Origin of the sequence: Nostoc sp. C057 (assembly GCF_013393925.1) — a bacterium.
GTDB classification, from domain to species: domain Bacteria; phylum Cyanobacteriota; class Cyanobacteriia; order Cyanobacteriales; family Nostocaceae; genus Nostoc; species Nostoc muscorum_A.
Genome location: NZ_CP040281.1, coordinates 6,753,525 through 6,773,519 on the forward strand (window position 1 = coordinate 6,753,525; position 19,995 = coordinate 6,773,519).

At 39.7% G+C, this 19,995-nt stretch carries 18 protein-coding genes and 1 pseudogene; 8 read left to right on the top strand and 11 right to left on the bottom strand.

What is annotated here, in order from left to right:
* Positions 1-837 precede the first annotated feature (837 nt).
* From FD724_RS28790 to rsmI, 3 genes are all read right to left on the bottom strand, one after another.
* Complete coding sequence (locus tag FD724_RS28790; RefSeq protein WP_179074956.1) at positions 838-1,731, bottom strand: hypothetical protein; 894 nt, start codon at positions 1,729-1,731, stop codon at positions 838-840.
* 58 nt (positions 1,732-1,789) lie between these two features.
* Positions 1,790-2,068, bottom strand: a complete 279-nt coding sequence (locus tag FD724_RS28795; RefSeq protein WP_114083839.1) for a GlsB/YeaQ/YmgE family stress response membrane protein — start codon at positions 2,066-2,068, stop codon at positions 1,790-1,792.
* Positions 2,069-2,309: 241 nt separating this feature from the next.
* A complete protein-coding gene (gene rsmI / locus FD724_RS28800) occupies positions 2,310-3,170 on the bottom strand; it encodes a 16S rRNA (cytidine(1402)-2'-O)-methyltransferase (protein WP_179074957.1) in 861 nt (286 codons plus the stop codon).
* Between the two features lie 87 nt (positions 3,171-3,257).
* Here rsmI and FD724_RS28805 point away from each other — a divergent pair, with 87 nt between their 5' ends.
* The 3 genes from FD724_RS28805 (at position 3,258) to FD724_RS28815 (ending at position 5,735) form a co-directional block, all read left to right on the top strand.
* Positions 3,258-4,154 (top strand): sugar kinase, encoded by an 897-nt coding sequence (locus FD724_RS28805; RefSeq protein WP_179074958.1) that lies wholly within the window; start codon positions 3,258-3,260, stop codon positions 4,152-4,154.
* 27 nt (positions 4,155-4,181) lie between these two features.
* The gene (locus FD724_RS28810; protein WP_179074959.1) at positions 4,182-5,054 is read left to right on the top strand and encodes a 3'(2'),5'-bisphosphate nucleotidase CysQ; all 873 of its coding nucleotides are present in this window, start codon (positions 4,182-4,184) and stop codon (positions 5,052-5,054) included.
* Positions 5,055-5,420: 366 nt separating this feature from the next.
* The gene (locus tag FD724_RS28815; protein ID WP_012408942.1) at positions 5,421-5,735 is read left to right on the top strand and encodes an RNA-binding protein; all 315 of its coding nucleotides are present in this window, start codon (positions 5,421-5,423) and stop codon (positions 5,733-5,735) included.
* Between the two features lie 283 nt (positions 5,736-6,018).
* Here FD724_RS28815 and FD724_RS28820 read toward each other — a convergent pair whose 3' ends face one another.
* On the bottom strand, positions 6,019-6,975 hold the full coding sequence (locus FD724_RS28820) for a HEAT repeat domain-containing protein (protein ID WP_179074960.1): 957 nt from the start codon (positions 6,973-6,975) through the stop codon (positions 6,019-6,021).
* Between the two features lie 19 nt (positions 6,976-6,994).
* Positions 6,995-7,222 carry a ferredoxin family protein gene (locus FD724_RS28825; RefSeq protein ID WP_012408944.1) on the bottom strand — a complete coding sequence of 76 codons (228 nt, stop codon included), beginning with the start codon at positions 7,220-7,222 and terminating at the stop codon, positions 6,995-6,997.
* Positions 7,223-7,321: 99 nt separating this feature from the next.
* Here FD724_RS28825 and FD724_RS28830 point away from each other — a divergent pair, with 99 nt between their 5' ends.
* Both FD724_RS28830 and FD724_RS28835 read left to right on the top strand, forming a co-directional pair.
* The gene (locus tag FD724_RS28830) at positions 7,322-7,864 is read left to right on the top strand and encodes a transposase (RefSeq protein ID WP_199346325.1); all 543 of its coding nucleotides are present in this window, start codon (positions 7,322-7,324) and stop codon (positions 7,862-7,864) included.
* A gap of 270 nt (positions 7,865-8,134) precedes the next feature.
* Positions 8,135-8,365, top strand: a pseudogene (locus FD724_RS28835) (ISAs1 family transposase); the annotation flags it as partial.
* 240 nt (positions 8,366-8,605) lie between these two features.
* On the opposite strand, the gene FD724_RS28840 reads toward FD724_RS28835, so the two are convergent.
* From FD724_RS28840 to FD724_RS28855, 4 genes are all read right to left on the bottom strand, one after another.
* Entirely contained in the window at positions 8,606-9,184 is a 579-nt protein-coding gene (locus FD724_RS28840; RefSeq protein WP_256874383.1) for a class I SAM-dependent methyltransferase, read from the bottom strand.
* Positions 9,185-9,232: 48 nt separating this feature from the next.
* Positions 9,233-9,934, bottom strand: a complete 702-nt coding sequence (locus FD724_RS28845) for an HAD family hydrolase (RefSeq protein WP_256874384.1) — start codon at positions 9,932-9,934, stop codon at positions 9,233-9,235.
* A 6-nt stretch (positions 9,935-9,940) separates the two neighbouring features.
* Positions 9,941-11,650, bottom strand: coding sequence for a fumarate reductase/succinate dehydrogenase flavoprotein subunit (locus FD724_RS28850; RefSeq protein ID WP_179074961.1), 1,710 nt, complete (start codon positions 11,648-11,650; stop codon positions 9,941-9,943).
* Between the two features lie 132 nt (positions 11,651-11,782).
* Positions 11,783-12,853, bottom strand: coding sequence for an Mrp/NBP35 family ATP-binding protein (locus FD724_RS28855; protein ID WP_179074962.1), 1,071 nt, complete (start codon positions 12,851-12,853; stop codon positions 11,783-11,785).
* Positions 12,854-13,393: 540 nt separating this feature from the next.
* On the opposite strand from FD724_RS28855, the gene FD724_RS28860 reads away from it, so the two are divergent.
* The 3 genes from FD724_RS28860 (at position 13,394) to FD724_RS28870 (ending at position 17,888) form a co-directional block, all read left to right on the top strand.
* On the top strand, positions 13,394-14,392 hold the full coding sequence (locus tag FD724_RS28860; RefSeq protein ID WP_179074963.1) for a formylglycine-generating enzyme family protein: 999 nt from the start codon (positions 13,394-13,396) through the stop codon (positions 14,390-14,392).
* Positions 14,393-14,480: 88 nt separating this feature from the next.
* Positions 14,481-16,817, top strand: coding sequence for an arylsulfatase (locus tag FD724_RS28865; RefSeq protein WP_179074964.1), 2,337 nt, complete (start codon positions 14,481-14,483; stop codon positions 16,815-16,817).
* A gap of 195 nt (positions 16,818-17,012) precedes the next feature.
* Entirely contained in the window at positions 17,013-17,888 is an 876-nt protein-coding gene (locus FD724_RS28870) for a bile acid:sodium symporter family protein (protein WP_179074965.1), read from the top strand.
* A 144-nt stretch (positions 17,889-18,032) separates the two neighbouring features.
* On the opposite strand, the gene FD724_RS28875 is transcribed toward FD724_RS28870, so the two are convergent.
* Positions 18,033-18,593 (bottom strand): DOMON-like domain-containing protein, encoded by a 561-nt coding sequence (locus FD724_RS28875; RefSeq protein WP_179074966.1) that lies wholly within the window; start codon positions 18,591-18,593, stop codon positions 18,033-18,035.
* On the bottom strand, positions 18,590-19,708 hold the full coding sequence (locus FD724_RS28880) for a phosphotransferase enzyme family protein (protein ID WP_179074967.1): 1,119 nt from the start codon (positions 19,706-19,708) through the stop codon (positions 18,590-18,592). The genes FD724_RS28875 and FD724_RS28880 overlap by 4 nt, the downstream gene beginning before the upstream one ends.
* Between the last annotated feature and the right edge of the window lie 287 nt (positions 19,709-19,995).

Sequence of the window (19,995 nt, forward strand, 5' to 3'; positions counted from 1 at the left end):
GCACTTCCAACCTATATATATTTATAAATGTAACGTTATTTTAAATAAATCTCTAAATAAATAATTTTTTCTAACGTTTTTATATTTTAACAAACCTTAAACTTTGAAATAGCATAACCTTTTTCAAAAGAAGCAACCACTTTTTTGGCAATTTAATCTTGCGGTGGATATTTAAACGGTTGTTCTTAGATTATAAATTTAACATCAGACTTTACAAAAACAGGGTGAGTTTTATGATTGCCGTAATTGACATAGCAAGACCAAAATTCTACAAAGGGCAAAAGGTAGAATTTATTGGTGGATTGGGAACCATAAGAGAATGTCATCCTAACTCTGGACACTGGTAGTATCTTGTAGAAATGGAAATGGGCTCAGAACCAAAAATGGGTAGGATTGGTTATGAGACGACTATTTTACTATTTGAAACAGATATTATTTTACTCTAAGGATAACCTCTTGTTGTCGCTTAGATTTAATTTGACATCACCTTTTTATCAAAAAAGCTTGGAGGAAATTAAATAATTTCAGCACATTTTATATTATCTAGTGAAACTTAAAACACTTGGATAATACAATTAAGTAGATAGGATAGAGCAAATGAACTTCATTTTCTATAAACGCTAAACATAGTACTTTTTGCGGATGGATAAAATACAATTACTATTGTACACCACTATCAAGAACAACCTTAACCTTAGTGATTGTAAGCAGTATTATGTTAGAAAGTTAGAGTTTTACAAGGCAATAAATACTTACGTAAAATATTTCATCTATAGAAAAAATATACTTCTCCGATAAATTTCAGGTTATTGAGTTTAACTAGAAGTTAGTAATACTCTAGCGATCGCTTCTAGCCAGATCAAGTTCAGATTGGCTATGTATACTAAAATCTTGGATATTGTTACTCTCTAAAATCGCTCTTGCACCTGCTATGTAGATATCAGTGCCTTTTATGACTATTAGATAATGTCCGCCTGCGACCTGATGCTGATAATATCTGGCGAGATCGTTAGGAATTCCTAAAGTGGGGTAGATATCTTGAGAACTGCTGATATTCACGTCAAGAATATAACTTATATTGCTGGTGATTTTAGCAATTATTGATACTTGACTCATAGGAAAACCAGCAGTTCTCAGTTCAGTAAGCGCTCTTTCTACATTATGATGCGTATAAAAAACACCAATAGCGTTCTTGTAACGACTTTTTGGGGTGGAGTATGGCTCATAAACACCCCAATGTTGAAGATCGCGGCGATTAAAAATCCTCTTGGCTAGACGAATTTCTATGTCTATGCCGGTTATCATCACCAAATGATAACCTTTACACACTAGATCGCTGTAACCCTCTGCTTGCTCTTTAGGAATTCCTAAACTTACCAATACATCCGGTAAACAACTTGCTAGATTGCTAGCGATCGCTATTGCTTGTGCGCCGGCTATCATGACTTGGCCTACACCAGGAACTACCCAGAAGACTAGACCAGCTAATAAGTCATTCAAATCGCCTAAAGCACTACCAGTAAAAGCTCGATCGGTGTCTTCTGAGGATGTATTGCTAGTGCTATCTTTAACTTCAACACCAGCAATATCACTTTGTTCTTCTGCATTTTTTGCAATTACAGAAACTTTGTGCATTGGAAAATTAGAAGCTTTTAGTTCCTGAAGTGCCAATTGTGCGTCGGAACATTTAGCGAAAACTACTATAGTTCTTCGCTCTTTTTCTAATGTCATTTTATCGGTTTATTGCAGTTAGAAGTGATTCCCAAGATTATTAGCTAATTGAAGGTAATTATACAGCTCGGCGAGTCAGTAAACCCCACAGGAAAATCAGCAGCATAGCACCCAGAACAGCAAATAAAATGCTTCCTAAAGATAAAGCTCCTACAGATGCGGCGGCTGCTGAACTACTCCCTAGTAAAACTTGACCCAAATAACCACCGACTACGGCTCCAAGTATTCCTAATATAATTGTGGAAAGAATACCGCCACCTTGGGTTCCTGGATAAAATAACTTAGCTAACGCGCCTGCAATTAAACCCAAAACCAGCCAAGCAATAATGTTAGTCATTGAATCTTTCCTTTGTGAGAATGTGCTTTGTCGTTTCCTTTCGACTATTTCATATTAAAGTTTGCCTCTAAAATTACCGATCTATCTAGAGAACTAAAATCAAAAATCTTTAGATATCATTTGAATATTTACTGATTCTCCGGTAGGGTAAATACCCTACGGAAAGCGTCTCTGTATCTACATAAATCGCCCCTACAGGGTATAATTTTGCGTAAGCCCTAGTAGTATTTTTATTAGTGTTTCAAGACTCAGGAGTAACGACTAAAGAAAGAGCTAGTTGATAAAGTTGGCGACGGGGAAGGGAAGTAAATTTTGCTAACTGACGGCTAGCTTGCGATCGCGATATTCCCTGACTAATTAACATTTTCAATTCGGCTTTCAATTCCTCTTCTGTCAGTTGAGTCTGACTGGCTGGAATTCCTGCCACGACTAATGTATATTCACCTTGGGGTTCTCGTTGGCTGTAGTGAGCGATCGCTTCGGCAATCGTCCCCCGCCAAAATTCCTCATACAATTTTGTTAACTCCCGTCCTAGCACAATTTGGCGATCGCTCCCCCAAACAAAAGCTAAGTCTTGTAAAGTATCTCGCAAGCGGTGAGGCGATTCGTAGAAAATCAATGTGCGAGATTCTGTTTGCAGAGATTCTAAATATTCTTGTCTCTGTTGAGTTTTCGCCGGCAGAAAGCCTTCAAAGACAAACCGATCTGTTGGTAATCCAGATGCACTCAAAGCGGTAATTGCTGCACTAGCGCCAGGAATGGGAACTACTGAAATCCCCGCCTCAATGCAGGCTTTCACCAGTTCATATCCAGGATCGGAAATACCTGGCATTCCCGCATCAGTCACAAGTGCGATCGCTTTATTGTTAACTAAATGCTCTAATAATTCCGGGATGCGACTGGTACGATTGTGTTCGTGGTAACTCACCTGGGGAGTTTTAACTTGAAAATGCTGTAATAATTTCCCTGTGTGCCGGGTGTCTTCCGCAGCAATGATATCCACAGTCTGCAAAATTCGCACCGCCCGAAAGGTTATATCTTCCAGGTTGCCAATGGGTGTACCGACAACGTAAAGTGTTCTTGGTTTTGGATCGGTTTGCATGAGAGATTAGGAGTTTTTGTAGAGACGCGATTCATCGCGTCTGTGCAGGAGTTAAAAATAATTATTTATGCAGCTATACGAACATATATGACAAATGGATCATCGAAAATTCAAAATCCAAAATCGGATCATGGGTTATTTGTCGGTTTAGTAACTTTAGATTTGATTTACCTTGCTGAATCTGCCCCCAAAAATAATCAGAAGATTGTCGCTACTGACTATACTGTAGCGGCAGGTGGCCCAGCAACAAACGCAGCTGTAACTTTCAGGCATTTAGGTAATCAAGCTACAGTCTTAGGTGTAGTGGGTTCTCACCCAATGACACAGCTAATTCGAGGTGATTTGGCAAATTACAAAGTTGCGATCGCAGACCTTGAGCCTACCACTGATTTAGCACCGCCTGTCTCCTCAATCATTGTCACCCAAGCCACAGGTGAAAGAGCCGTGGTTTCCATCAATGCTGTCAAAACTCAAGCCAGTAGCGCATCTATCCCTTCAGATATTTTACAAAATGTCAACATAGTACTAATTGATGGGCATCAGATGGCTGTAAGTTATTTCATAGCCCAAGCAGCTAAAGCCAAAAATATCCCAGTAGTAATCGATGGTGGCAGTTGGAAGCCTGGATTTGAGCAAATTTTGCCGTTTGTAGATTATGCCATCTGTTCAGCTAATTTTTATCCGCCCAACTGTCAGACTGGAGAAGACGTTTTTGCCTATCTGTCCGGCTTTGAGATTCCTTACATTGCCATTACCCACGGACAAAAACCAATTGAATACTTGAGTTGCACTAAAGCTGGTATCGTAGATGTGCCGCAAATATACGCGGTTGATACATTAGGGGCTGGAGATATTTTCCACGGTGCTTTTTGTGATTACATTTTAAGGGAAAGTTTTACTGATGCGCTGGCACTGGCAACTAATATTGCTGCTGATTCTTGTAAATTTTTTGGCACTCGGCGCTGGATGGATTTAAAGTGCTGAGTAATCAGGTTAATAAAGGCAAATTTAATGAAAGACTTACAAGAAATATTAGCGATCGCTCGTGAGATAGGTTGGGGTGCAGCAGATATACTGCGATCGTATTACCACGGCACTGCAAAGGACCCTAACTTGGATGTACAATATAAAGAAAATGAGCCTGTTACCGTTGCCGATGTAGCTGTGAGTCAATATATCTTGCAGAAGCTACAAGGAGCTTTGGGTAATGAAGATTTTGCTTACATCAGCGAAGAAACCTATCAGGCACCAACTACAGGCGCACACCCTTCCGCCCCTTGGGTATGGATAATTGACCCTTTAGATGGTACACGAGACTTTATTGAAAAAACTGGGGATTATGCAGTTCACATTGCTTTAGTCAAGGAAACACGCCCAGTTTTAGCAGTAGTGGCAGTACCAGAGGCAGAAAAGTTATATTACGCTACCAAAGGTGGGGGGACATTTGTAGATACCAGTGATGGCTCTGTTCCTTTACATGTGTCGTCAGGTAAACCAATTGAGGATTTAACCTTAGTGGTTAGTCGCTCTCACCGCAACCAGCGCTTAGATTACTTGCTACAAAATTTACCCTGTCAAAATCAGAAATCTGTGGGTAGTGTCGGCTGCAAAATCGCCACTATTGTCGAGCAACAAGCAGATATCTATATTTCTCTTTCTGGTAAGTCTGCGCCCAAAGATTGGGATATGGCAGCACCAGAACTGATTTTAACAGAAGCTGGTGGTAAGTTTACCCACTTTGACGGCGCTCCGTTGCAATATAACACTGGTGATATCAATCAATGGGGAGGTTTGCTGGCGAGTAATGGTGAATATCACGAAGCACTGTGCCAGCAAGCAGAAAAGATTTTAGCGCAGTTTGACCATAGCGAATTGAGCATTTGAGCATGAATATTTTTTAATTTGCTTTTAAAACAGCTAGTCATGTTATGATTGCACCCACTACCGATAATAATCTTTACCTCTAAGTCCACAGCTTAATTTTCAAAACACTAAATACCTGCGCGATCGCAGATTCAAAGTGTAACTTTTATAGTACAAGTAACAAAAGCCAGCCAATTGAGAAGTCTGCAAACCTGCATAAAGGGTTTGATTTGTGAATAAAATTCACTATTAGACAATATTCAAAGGCTGAAGGCTGTGCTAAACTCATGGACATAAAGATTATTTTCGGTTGAGTAACTAGTTTTGATTTCTAAAAACCGTCTCTCCGAATTTAACTCTCTACACTCCCTGAATTCGGAGATTTCTATGTCAATTTACGTCGGGAACCTGTCATATCAGGTTACAGAAGAGGACCTAAAGCAGGCTTTTGCAGAATACGGAACAGTAAGTCGTGTTCAACTACCCACAGATCGGGAAACAGGCCGGCCTCGTGGGTTCGCTTTTGTGGAAATGGAATCAGACACACAAGAACAAGCTGCCATTGATGCACTTGATGGTGCTGAATGGATGGGACGTGACTTGAAAGTGAACAAAGCTAAACCTCGTGAGGATAGAAGCAGTTCTCCTCGTGGTAGCTGGGGTGGTGGTAATGCCCGCCGCAACAATAACAATCGCTACTAAAGTCGATTCCTAAAAGTTTCACATTTAGAGTCTCCAGCAGATAAAGCCAAAAGCTGCCCTCTGCTGGGATATTTTTTGTATCTAACCTTAAACCATTCATCTATTGCAGCTTCATAAAAAATGGTATTAGCCCGGATTTCTCACCACACCTCTTAAAGCCTGTGCAAGTGCCGGAGAGAAGTAATAAGTAATGAGTAAGAAGTAAGAAGTTTTTACTCATTACTCATTACTCATTACTTCTCTTCTGCTCCATCAAACGCCTGGAGCTTGTGAGAAATGCGGGTTAGGGAAGAAAGTTTTTATCTACTTGAGCCTTTTGAATTGCGCGTTGCGCTTGGATGGAAACTTCTCTATCGGGATCATCTAACGCTTGTTGTAAGGGATTAATAGCATCAGGATGAGCTAAATTACCAAGTGCAATTACTGCTTCTTTGCGTACATCTGCATATTCATCTGTTAATGCTTGAATTAATCTCGGCATAACTTGAATATCTGGGATTTTTTGCAAAGCTTGTGCTGCTGATTTTCGCACTTGCCAATGTTCATCATTTAAAGCTATTTCTAATGCTGAAATTGCTTGATGATTCTCATGAATAGCGAGAGATTTAGCTGCATTCCGACGAACTTGCCAATCACTATCATTTGTGAGTGCTTGACAAAGTATTGTAATCACTTCTGCATCTTGTAAATGTTCTAAAGTTAAAGCAGCAGCACGACGTACACTTGCTTCTCGATCAAAAATTAGATTTAAAGCTTGGGGACATTTTTCTAGTTGATTGATATATCGCAGTGTGGTAACGGCTGCTTCTCTTAACTCAGGATTTTTTGATTCTAAAAATGGTAAAACGTAGGGTAAACATTGAATATCATGTATTTTCCGCAAAAGCACTAAAATATTTAATTGGAGATTTACATCATTATTTTGCAGTTTATCTAGTAAAAGTAACAATTCATCTTGTGTTATTAACTCACTTAATGCTGATACCGCTTCAGTACGAATATCTGTATCCGATGAACTAAGGCATTCAATTAAAGCAGGTATTGCTACAGGATTAGCAATTTCCCAAAGGGCGGATATCGCTATTTTTTGAACAGTAATATGTTCATCTTTCAAAGCTATGATTAAAGCATCTATTGTTTCTTCATCGCCTAAATGCTGCAAGGTTTTTACAGCTACTATACGATCATTTATATCAGGCGATCGCAGCATTTCTAGCCAATGTTTGAGATCATCATTCATTAATTTTTACCACAAATAGTTAACGTAACAAAAAGGGAATTTGCACAGTAATGGCATTAGTTGGACATTCTTTCTCACAAGGTAGACAAAACCAACATTCATCATATTTCATGTAGGCTTTGCCTGTTTCTGGATTTTTTGCCAACACATCCAAGGGACAAACCTCAATACAGGCTGTGCATTTTTCTAAACATTTCGATTCATCAACGATAACAGGAACATCTATTCTTTGATTGATTAAAGCCATAAAATAACTCCATGATTTTGTACTGAAACTGCTAAACAGTAAAACAATTGGGTAAGCTTATATGAATAATTTCACGATTTTAAGTTGTTTATAGGCATTATGGAATATCGCAGAGCCAAGATAGAAGGAGGTACATTTTTCTTTACCGTTGTTACTCATAACCGTCGAGAGTTTCTTTGTAATGCAGAGAATATTTTGCTGTTAAGAAAAGCATTCAGAGAAGTAATAAGCAAATCTCCATTTATTATAGATGCCATTGTCATATTACCAAACCACATACACTGTATTTGGACGTTACCACCAGGGGACAGTAATTTTTCAGTTCGTTGGCGATTAATAAAAAATTATTTTACCCATTATTGTGATATTAAATATCAAGGGAAAATCTCTGTATCACGTCGAAATAAGGGTGAAAAAGCTATTTGGCAACGCAGATTTTGGGAACATCAAATTCTAGATGAAATTGATTTCATTCGTCATGTTGATTATATTCATTATAATCCTGTAAAGCATGGATATGTTAAAGCACCTAAAGATTGGAATTATTCAAGTTTCATGTTGTATGTAAATAAAGGAATTTACGATATAGATTGGGGTTCAGGACTAAAGATAGAATTTGCTGAAGATGTAGGGAATGAATAATCTCTTCGTAGGTTGGGTGGAGGCGCAAGTTAGGAAATTAGCAACACAATGAACAATTTATATTGCGCCGTAACCCAACATCAGGCGATATACATCTTAGTGAGTAATTAAATATATAACATAGGTTTGACATTGATTTTATTCAATAAATTGAGAGATTATGATAGTGTTAATATTTTCTGTTTTCCAGATATCATGTGTTGGGTTCCACTACGTTACACCCAACCTACAGGAGAGAGCGATCGCACTAGACAGTTCGGTAATTCTATTCGCAGTCATTGGGGAATTGAGAATTCATTACATTGGGTATTAGATGTCGCCTTGAGGGAAGATGACTGTCGGATTAGGAAAGATAATGCTCCACAGAATTTTGCAATTCTCAGACATATTGCAGTCAATCTTTTAAATCAAGAGAAGCGTATTAAACGTGGAATTAAAAATAAACAATTTCTCGCTGCGATGGATAACAATTATTTAGCAAGAGTTTTAGCATTAGCTTAAACTCATATATCAAAAGTGGAATTTGAATTTTTAGGAGAAGTGTCTCTTCTTTGCTGATAAACATAGTTTTATAGACTCGAATTTTGAGCTATTTTAGTAATAATAAATAGCAATTCAGCTTCAGATAAGCTAATTCATGATTTTCTGAAATGCATCATTTGCTTTATTTATCATTTTACAATTATCTATATCATTTTGAAATTCCTCTTAGTTTTTATTAGTAAATAAGGTGCGTTTTCCCTACCAGTCTGCTGCTGCGAATAAATCAGATAAATCGTATGGTAATAAAAGGGGTATGGCTTCAACACGCCTTTTAGTATTACTCTGAATTAAATTAATCTGTTCGTTAAGTGGTAAAAATCGTAATGCATCTTCCCACAAAAACGGAAAATATTCATAAAGCCATATCTTCTGAGCTAATCTAATATCAAAAGTTAACAAAATTATTGCCCCATCTCTAATTATTCTGTGCATTTCCTGAAAAGCTTTTTCGAGATGAGAAAAGTGATGAGTTGCCAGGATACTTACAACAGCATCAACAGACTTATCTGGTATAGGTAAATTTTCTGCATAGCCAGTAAACCACTTAATTTGCTGATGTTCTACTGCTTGTTTTTGCATAACTACAGAAGGTTCAACAGCATTAACAAGAAATCCTTTATTAGCTAGCGCTAGACTGTAACCACCAGTACCAGCGCCGATATCAGCAATAATGCTACCTTTGGGTAAATTGAGTAAATCAATTAATTTATTGACAATACGCATATCAGGAACGCGAGTTTTTGAGTATTTTTGACCAATTGAATTATATATAGACATATTAGAAAATTCTTAAAAATAACTTTAGATGAATAAATCAAAAACCTGTTAGTTAAACAATTTCAGCAAATTTAAGAGTTCATTTATCATAAACTTTGGTTTTGCTTCTTTTGGTAAATTTTGATTTTTCCTGTTGTAATAGCAAAAATCAATATTGACTTGTGTTGCTCCTGCATAGTCGTGCTTTAGAGAATCTCCAACATAAATAACTTCTGCTGGTGTTAAATTCAACCTAGATAAAGCATGATGGAATATCTCAGGAGATGGTTTCGCAAAACCAATTGCTTCAGAAATTACAACTTCTTCAAAAAAATACTCAATTCCAGCAGCTTGCATTCTCGATAGTTGCGCTGATACAAACCCGTTCGTAATGACAGCCAAACGATAATTGTGTGCGAGAACAGTTAGCACTTCATTTACATCAGGTTCCATTACGCTCGAATGATTAAAAATATGCCAAAAACTTTGACTAAGATTGCTGATTTGATCTGTTTGTATATCTAATTGAGCAAGTGTACTTCGATAAGACATCTCGATTATCTCACTAGGAGAAAAGATATCTCGCTGTCTCCAATACTTGGAATTATAAGTTTCAAAGACTTGAAGGAAAATAGTCTCACTGACTCCATTTAAATCTAAAGATACTGCACAATCTTCCAATGCTCCTAGAATAGCTTGGCGTTCACATAGCTCAAAATTCAACAGTGTATTATCGAGATCAAAAATTATTGCTTTATAGAGCATTTTCATGGACATTCATTTAACAGCAACATTGTAGACTTCTTTGACTGCATCTACTTCCACGATGTAAGGCTCTACAGGACGCTTAAACAATACCATTTGCTCTAATTTATCTTTCTTTAAATTGACATGACAAAACCATTCTTCATCATTCTTTTCTGGATAATCTAAGCGGTAATGATAAAGGCCCCAACGAGTCTCTTGACGATATAATGATGCTCTAGCTGCCATTTCTGCACAGTCCCGAATAAAGTGAACTTCTAGACTACGCATCAATTCATGAGGGTCACGAGCGCCCATTAAATCTAATGTTTCTTGATATTGCACAAAATGTTTTAAACCAATCTCTATTTTATTGCCTGATTTTGGTGGTTGCAGATAATCATTAACTAAGCGTCTTAATTTATATTCAACCTGGGTATGAGGTACACCATTAGGGCGAGTTAATGGGGCATAAATTCTCGATTTTTCTGCTTCTAAAAAATCTACATCTGGTTCGATAAAATCTAAATCTTGAATATATTCAATGGCATGAGTTCCGGCTATGCGACCGAAAACAAATGCCCCAATCATATAATTATGGGGAACACTGGCCATGTCTCCGGCTGCATATAAACCAGGGACGGTTGTTTGAGCATTTTCATTTACCCACACACCAGAGGCACTATGACCACTACATAAGCCAATTTCGGAAATGTGCATCTCTATGCCGTGAGTGCGGTAATCTTCTTTTCTGCCTTGATGAAAGCGTTCTCTACTCGGTCGTTCATTTGCCCAAAGTATTGATTCAATTTCAGCAATGGTATCTTCATCAAGGTGGGTCATTTTCAGTTGGACTGGCCCTTTTCCAGAGTTTAATTCTTTCCAGATTTCCAACATCATTTGACCACTCCAATAGTCGCAACTAATGAAGCGATTTCCTTCGGCGTTGGCAGTATGAGCGCCAAAAGGCCCGGCGACATAAGCACAAGCAGGGCCGTTATAATCTTTAATTAGAGGATTAACTTGAAAGCATTCAATATTGCTGAGTTCTGCTCCTGCATGATAAGCCATTGAATAGCCATCTCCGGCATTGGTAGGATTTTCGTAAGTGCCGTAGAGATAGCCAGAAGCAGGTAATCCTAATCTGCCGCAAGCACCTGTACACAAGATCACTGCTTTGGCTTGAATGACAATATAATCACCGTTCCTGACATCAAAGCCTACTGCACCAACAGCACGACCTTCTTTAACTAACACCCTTGTTGCCATGACACGATTTGTCACTTTGACTTTGTGGCGTTTGACTTGGCGGGTGAGAATGGTTTTTAAGTCTTTACCTTCTGGCATGGGTAAGACATATTTACCCACGCGATGCACTTGTTTTAAATCATAGTTGCCTTGGACATCTTTTTGAAATTTCACACCCCAACTTTCTAATTCTTGGATGACTTCATAACCTAATTTGCCTGTTTGATATACGGCTTTTTGGTTGAGAATACCGTCGTTAGCTAAGGTGATTTCGCGCACGTATTGTTCTGGGGTAGAATGACCAGGAATGACTGCGGTGTTTACCCCATCCATACCCATTGCGATCGCACCACTCCGTCGGATGTTAGCCTTTTCTAAAATCAGCACCTCTGCATCGGGATTCGCTTGTTTGGCTTTGATACATGCCATTGTTCCGGCTGTACCGCCACCAATGACAAGTACATCAGTTTTTATCCGTTGGGTATTGATGTCCATAAGCTTTTAGAAGTGGGGAGGAACTTTAAGGATTTATTACCGTTCCAAACGATGTCTTTGACCTTCAGAACTATAAGCACATTCAATACTACGCTAAAAAGAGCAATTTACCGTACTTTGCTGATAAAATATTTACATAGAACCAGAAAAAGTAGCATTTAACGCCCCAGCAATTTGCACAAATACTTGACTAGCTTTGGAGTTAGGGTCAACGAGTGTTAGGGGTTCTCCGATATCGCCACCGTTACAGATGAGGGGATCAATGGGAATCTGCCCTAAAAGAGGTGCTTTGAGTTCTTCTACTAACTTTTGACCGCCACCACTACCGAAAATCGAAATTTTTTCGCCACCATTCCCCATGAAATAGCTCATATTTTCGATAATCCCGATAACAGGAACCCCAACTTGGCGAAACATATAAACGCTGCGACGGACATCCGAGATTGCCACATTTTGGGGAGTTGTTACCAATATTACCCCGCAAATCGGGCTTTCTTGCACGATAGTAATTTGAGCATCACCAGTACCAGGAGGAAGGTCAATTAATAAATAATCCAGTTCTCCCCACTCGACTTCATGGATAAACTGGGTGATGATTTTATGTAAAACTGGGCCGCGCCAAGCTAAAGGATGGTCTGCTTCAGCCAATAGTCCTACAGACATAACTTTAATACCGTGAGCTTCTAATGGCACAAACCTTTGACCTTTGGGAGTATCAATAACTTTCACTTCAGATTTACCCAGTCCCAGCATTTGGGGAACATTGGGGCCGTAAACATCAGCATCCAACAGACCGACTTTTGCCCCAGCCAATTGTAAAGCTGCTGCTAAATTAACCGCAGTGGTAGATTTCCCCACACCCCCCTTACCACTAGAAACTGCTAGAGTTGTTCTTACTCCTGAAATGGTGCAGAGTTGAATGTAAGTTTTTTTGCTCCAAGTTAGGGATGATAATACAGTTTGAATCTCGGTTTCTAATTGATGTTGATGGGAACCAATATACAAACGCAAATATATATAATCATCAACTATCCGCAGATTTCGTACCATCCCCAGACTAATAATGTCATTTTTTAGGGTGCGATCGCTAATTTGCTTGAGAAGTTGCACAACTTCTTGTTTCCGGGCGATGGTGAGGGAGTCGCCAGAAGAAGCTTGTACTTCTTCATCGGAACGCTGGAAAGGTAATTGATGGCTTGACATGAAGAACTCCGCAAAGATAATCTATCAAATCTGGCGTGCAAATGAAATATTTGACAGCTTGGGTGCTAGTTTTGTGATGCACATAAATTTTGGACAAGTCTGATTGGGAATACTCCCTCCTATAGGATTGAGCGCCCTGACAATGAACGCGCTACGAAGAGAACTAAGCTATGGACAAGTATTAAATTATGGGGTATTTTGACTCTAAATTTTGAGAAGAAATCTTTGCTGAAATACTTGTTTTTTAGTAAAGACTATGGAATACTCCTGATATAGTACAGCAAATCAATCGACAATTAGTATTTTAACGCTGGTAAGCTTGCCAGTCAAACAATTGGCGTTGCTGAATTCAGGTATGAAAATGATTTTGCGTGATTTGAAAACCTTATATAGAGACGTTCTATTGCAAAGTTTCTCCACCAAGATTTATATATCTAATCAGCAACGCTAAATAATTTAACTAGTAGGAGTGAGTTTATAATTTTACTTTGCAACAGAGATTTTTACGTATTTTGGGTTTAACAGTTTTATCGGCGTAAAATGCGAAAAAAACATTGCTTTTTAACGCTACTGCTGATTCAGCTAGTTGCACTCATATCACTATTGAGCAATTTATCCGCATTAGCAGTTACCGTTAATCTCTGTCCTCCAGAGATGGTACTCATTCCTGGAGGTATTTTCAATATGGGAGCGGATAATTCGGGTTTTGTGGAAGAGCGAACAGCGAAAAATGTTACAGTTACCTCCTTCTGCATTGATAAATACGAGGTGACAAACGCCCAATTTGCTGAGTTTGTCAAATCAACAAAGTATGTAACAGTTGCACAACGCCCTTTGTCAAAAGAACAGTTTCCCGACTTACCAGATGAGCAGAGATTACCAGGTTCTCTGGTGTTTCATCAGCCAAAACAAGGTGTTAAGCAAGTCCAATTTCTCAGTTGGTGGCATTGGACACCTGGCGCTAACTGGCAGCATCCCTTTGGTAGCGATAGCACTGTTGTAGGTAAAGAAAACTACCCAGTTGTGCATATTGCCTACGAGGATGCCCAAGCTTATGCAATATGGGCAGGAAAATCCTTACCAACAGAAGCACAGTGGGAATATGCGGCTCGTGGTGGCTTAGATGGCGCAACTTATACCTGGGGTAATCAATATTCGGAGAAAAAAGCCAACACCTGGCAGGGGATTTTCCCTTTTTTCAATACCAAAGCTGATGGTTATATAGGAACGGCAAAAGTAGGCTCTTTTTCGGCCAATGGTTATGGACTTTACGATATGACCGGTAATGTTTGGGAATGGACTTCCGACTGGTTCAGTTTAGGACATGACAACAACGCTCACAGTGTCAACCCCACAGGAGCAAGTAAAAGTTTTGACCCAAAAAAACCTACAGAGATTGCTCTTCATGTAATCAAAGGCGGCTCTTATCTATGTGCGCCGAACTATTGCAGCCGCTACCGTCCAGCCGCACGAGAATCTCAAGCCCCCGATACAGGAACTAGCCATATCGGGTTTCGCTTGGTGAAGAACCTGGTTTAAAGCAATTTTCATTAGATTGCATTCTTAAGTCCTTTGGAGTGCCTCTGCGTCTCTGCGTGAGAAAAAAATAGCTATAAAAGGTTATTGTATGTTGAGTTTAATTTTTCGGGCAATCGCTCTATCTCTGGTCATCACCTTGTTGATAGTTAGTAACCCTGCCCTAGCAGCTACATCAAAGGTTCTCCCTATTCGTCCACCGTCTTTTGAAGGTGAAATTGGCACAACTTACAAAGAGTCAACACCCGATTTTCCCGCCCCAATCACCGCTCCTAAAAATGCTCCTAATGTCTTATTAGTACTACTGGATGATGTGGGTTTTGGGCAGGCAAGTACTTTTGGTGGTTCTGTAGAAACCCCCAATCTGACTCGTTTAGCGGAAAAAGGATTACGCTACAACCAATTTCACACTACAGCCCTTTGCTCACCTACCAGGGCAGCTTTGTTAACTGGGCGCAATCATCATTCTGTGGGTACAGGTGTAGTGGCAGAGTTAGCAACCGGTTATCCAGGTTACACGACTATTTTACCCAAGAGTGCGACCACTGTGGCGGAAGTACTGCGTCAAAACGGTTATAATACTGCGGCTTTTGGCAAATGGCACAATACACCAGATTATGAAACCAGTGCAGTGGGGCCTTTCGATCGCTGGCCGACAGGTTTAGGATTTGAGTATTTTTACGGTTTTATGGGTGGTGATACTAACCAATGGAGTCCGGCTTTGGTAGAAAATACCAAGCGGGTTGCACCACCAATCAATAATCCTGATTACCATTTAACTCCAGATTTAGTAGACCATGCGATCGCCTGGATTCGTTCTCAACAATCCATTGCTCCTGAAAAACCTTTCTTCACCTATCTGGCTACCGGTGCTACCCATGCACCCCACCACGCCCCCAAAGCCTGGATTGACAAGTATCAAGGCAAATTTGACCAAGGCTGGGATAAATTGCGGGAAGAAACCTTTGTCCGTCAGAAACAACTAGGTGTAATTCCTGCCAATGCCCAGCTTACTCCCCGTGCCAAAGAATTCCCCGCTTGGGATTCTCTATCTCAAGATGAACAAAGAATTTATGCCCATGAAATGGAGGTGTTTGCAGGATTTTTAGCACATACAGACTATGAAGTCGGACGGTTGATTGATGCTATAGACAAACTTGGGGAATTAGATAACACCTTAGTAATCTATATCGTCGGTGATAACGGCGCTAGTGCCGAAGGTGGTTTAACTGGTAGCGTCAATGAACTGAAAGTCTTTAACAGAATACCGGAAAGCCAAGAACAACTTTTAGCTTCCTTGAATGACTTAGGTAGTCCCAAAACCTTTAATCATTATCATGCAGGCTGGGCTTGGGCAGGAACTACACCCTTTCAATGGACAAAACAAATTGCCTCTCACTTTGGTGGTACTCGTAATCCCTTAGTTGTTGCTTGGGGCAACCAAATTAAAGATCGTGGTGGACTCCGCAGCCAATTCCATCATGTCATTGATATTACACCTACAATTCTCGAAGCGACAGGAATTACTGTACCGACTGAAGTTAACGGTGTGAAACAACAGAAAATTGAAGGTACTAGCCTAGTCTACACATTTGATGATCCTGATGCTTCTTCTCAACGCAAAACCCAGTATTTCGAGATGTTCGGAAACCGAGCTATTTATAATAACGGATGGATAGCTGCGGCTCGTCACCCGCGCTTGCCTTGGCAGGGGACAATCAATGCTGATTTCGAGCAAGATCCTTGGGAACTATACAATATTGAGGAAGATTTCAGCGAGGCAAATAACCTAGCAGATAAAAATCCAGAGAAACTGGAAAAACTGCAAAAGTTGTTTTTATCAGAAGCCCGTAAACACAAAGTTTTACCATTAGACGATCGCGTTTCTGAACGGTTTGATGTCAAAATTCGCCCCTCTCTAGACGCAGGACGCACCACATTTATTTACTATCCTGGTGCAGTACCCATCCCCGAAGGTAGCGCCCCAAACCTCAAAAACAGATCATTCACCATCAAGGCTGATGTAGAGATTCCAGAAAATGGTGCTGAGGGTGTCTTGTTAACTCAAGGTGGACGCTTTGCTGGTTGGGGCTTTTTTCTTGAAGATGGTAAACCAACTTATACCTACAATTTTGCAAATGCAGAGCGATACATTATTCAATCTCCTGAAAAGTTACCCCCAGGGAAAGCAACAATAGGATTTGATTTTGATTATGACGGTGGTGTTGGTGCAGGAGGAACTGGAAAATTGTTCATCGACAATCAACAGGTAGCTCAAGGTCGAATTGAAAAAACTATACCTTATCGTGTGGCTTTAGATGAAACCTTTGATGTTGGTCGAGATACAGGTACACCTGTAGTTGACACCTATCAAGTACCGTTTGCTTTTACAGGTAATTTACAGAAAGTTACCCTGAACCTGAAATAAGTTTAGGGGTATAGACGTTACTAGGAACGTCTATACAATACTTCTCGGTTAAGGGGAAAAGGGGAAAGGGAAAAGGGAAAGTAAAACCTTTAACCCTTACCCGATTCTGAGTTAAAAATGTAAAAAACGAGAAGTTTTGCCTCTACATGTACTCTTACAAGATCCATAAAAACGATCGCACGAAAGCAAAAAATTATGAATGAAATTATCTCCATACTTGACAAAATCGCATTCCTGTCGTTTGTCGTTGCAACTATGTTTGGTACAGGGTTGAAGTTAACTTTACAGCAGATTTGGGAACCACTCCGCAATATCCGTTTAGTTATTTTATCACTGGTAGCAAATTTTTTAATTGTACCCCTTTTTATCTATTTACTGTTGCAAGTAGTACCTGTAACTGAACCAGTGAAAGCTGGTTTTATCATTATGGCGTTAGCATCAGGCCCTCCAGCTTTACCTAAACTGGCTCAAATAGTTAAGGGTAATTTAGCTTTTTCCACAGGGTTAATGATGTTACTAATGTTTGGCACAGTATTTTATATGCCGATTGCACTACCGTTAGTTTTACAAGGTGTACAAGTCAATTCTTGGGATATTGCCAAACCTTTAATATTGTTGATGTTAACCCCGTTAGGAATTGGGTTAGTTATTAAGACAAAATCTGAAGACATAGCTGTCAATTTTCAAGCAATTACGTTCAAAATATCTAACTTTGGATTACTTTTAGGTTTAGTAGTAAGACTAGTAGTCCACTTCAACGAGATTATCATTTTATTAAAAACTGGTGTAATCTTTGTTTGTGCTATTTTTATTATCTTCTCTTTTACTGTGGGTTATTTACTGGGTGGGCCTGGTATTGATACTCAAAGAGTTTTAGGAGTAGGAACGGCTCAACGTAATTTTGCTGCTGCTTTATTAATAGGTACGAGCAATTTTGACGATCCTAATGTGGTGAGTACTATTATGGTGACAAGTTTATTAATGATGGTTTCAGTTCTGATTTTGGGGAAAAAGTTAACAGAAGTAGACCAAGGCCAGGGTGCAAAAATAGAGTCGGTAGAAATTTCGTGAGTAACTCTCCATTGCTCCCACTACCAAGTTGAGTAAGCTGTTAAGCATTTAATTTGCACATTGAGATTGCAGGGGGGCAGGGAGCAAGGGAGAGGGTTTGCAGCTTTTATTACCATGAAAATGATGCAATTTAAATTATAGTATTTACAACTCAATGATAAAACTGTCTCGCAGATGAAAGTCAGCCTCTGTGCCTCGATGAGTTAACGCCCAGTAAGTTACTTCACCATCTCTATCTTTAATAACGGTAGTAATGGCAACTTCAATTGCTTGCTCCATAAAAATGATTTTATCTAAATCAATATTTAAGGCTAGTGCTAAACTGTCAGATTGATTTTGAACATTAAAAGGGAGATTTTCAAAAGCTGTTTCCTCTTGCATTCCTTGACGATACGCATCAAGACGATAAACATTCCAGTGTCCACCTGGGGAAAGGTTAAATTCCCAATACTGTTGATAATTTTTGATGCCAAGGAAGAACTCGAAGCAGGTGTCTTTCCACAATTCATGCTTACGTGACGGTGTATTTGATGGTTGGGCAATACCTCCGGTAGGCTTTGCCAACGCAATTTCTTTTAAATCGCCTTCAAGCATATAATGGATGGCAAATTGATTACCATTTCGGCTGATATTGCCTGCAATTTTCAAATTAGGCAGCGATTTAGTAGAAGGGAAGGGTTGTAGAGAAAATGTCTGGTTGTTCATTTCATGTCTTTGATAATGTTACGAATCTGCGTTTCTTGAGATTCAATACTTTCGGTAAGCTTAAACTGTACGATCGCTCTTGCCAAGTTATGTTCTGGGTGCTTAACTTTAAAGTAGACATTCCCGGCTAAATAATCAGCAAAAAATCTCAATCCTAATTCAAAGGCAATGAGACGGATAGCATCATATATATATGCATAGTCATTCTCGGTAAGAAACGCCTTTGCCACAGAGAGATAGCCTTGTAAGATTCCCTGGCAGAGGTCAGTATCGAAATGAACACTTTCCCAATTCTCTGTTTCTTCTCCAGCTTGATTGCAGCCCGATCGCAAACAATCGCCAATATCGTAATGTACCAGACCGGGTTTAACGGTGTCGAGGTCGATGACGCTGACAGCTTGCTGGGTAACAGTGTCGAACATAACGTTATTAATTTTGGGATCGCCGTGCATCAGACGCAGAGGTAGTTTACCCTCAGCTTTGGCATTTTCTAGGATATGTGCAAAGGTTTGGCGATCGCTAACAAACTGTAAACAATAATTAACTTCCGAAGATTGACTCGCACTAGTTTTCGCCAACACTTTTTCGTAATCCTGGAGGTAAAGCGGTGTAATATGGAATCCTTGAAGAGTGTCAGCGAGTTTTTCTGGTGGCAAATCACTGATTAAATTGTGGAACATCCCCAAGGCATAACCGATTTCTTTCGCTTGTGAGCGATCGCGCATAGTATCGAAAGACTGAGAGCCTTCAATAAAGCTAATCGCCCGCCAAAAGGAGCCGTCTGCATCCTGACAGTGGTCTTGAGCATCCTTAGTTAATAGGACGCGCGGTACTTCCCAGCGACGATTGAGGGAGATATGCTGTAACTGTTTATGAACATGCTCAGTGAAGGTACGCATATTCTGCATAATCAGTTTTGGCTGACGAAACACCTGTGTATTGATGCGTTGCAGGACAAAATGTTGTTCTTTTGGGGAATCTAGAGTGACTAAGAAGGTGTCATTGATATTACCACTTCCAAAGGCTTTAACGTCTGTAACCTTTCCCTGTTGGGCAAATTGATCTGCGATCGCAATCAAATTCTCTGCACGTTGTGTATTAAATTCTTCTGTCATCTGTTTAACCTGCTACTCCTCACATACATTGCACGAAGGCAATAGGGGATATGGTAGCGCGTCAAAATAATTCGTAATTCGTAATTCGTAATTCGTAATTTTTAAAGGTAATAATGCTAGCACAGGGTGCGACACCGATAGCGAGTATTCAGCAAGCTACGCGCAGCGTCTCGTCGAGAGGGTAATAACCGAATGGCACTAAGTTAATCGCAAAGCTCTGACATAACTTGCTTTTTGAGTGTGGGGAGTGTGGGAAGTGTGGGAAGTGTGGGGAGAAAGAGGAGAAA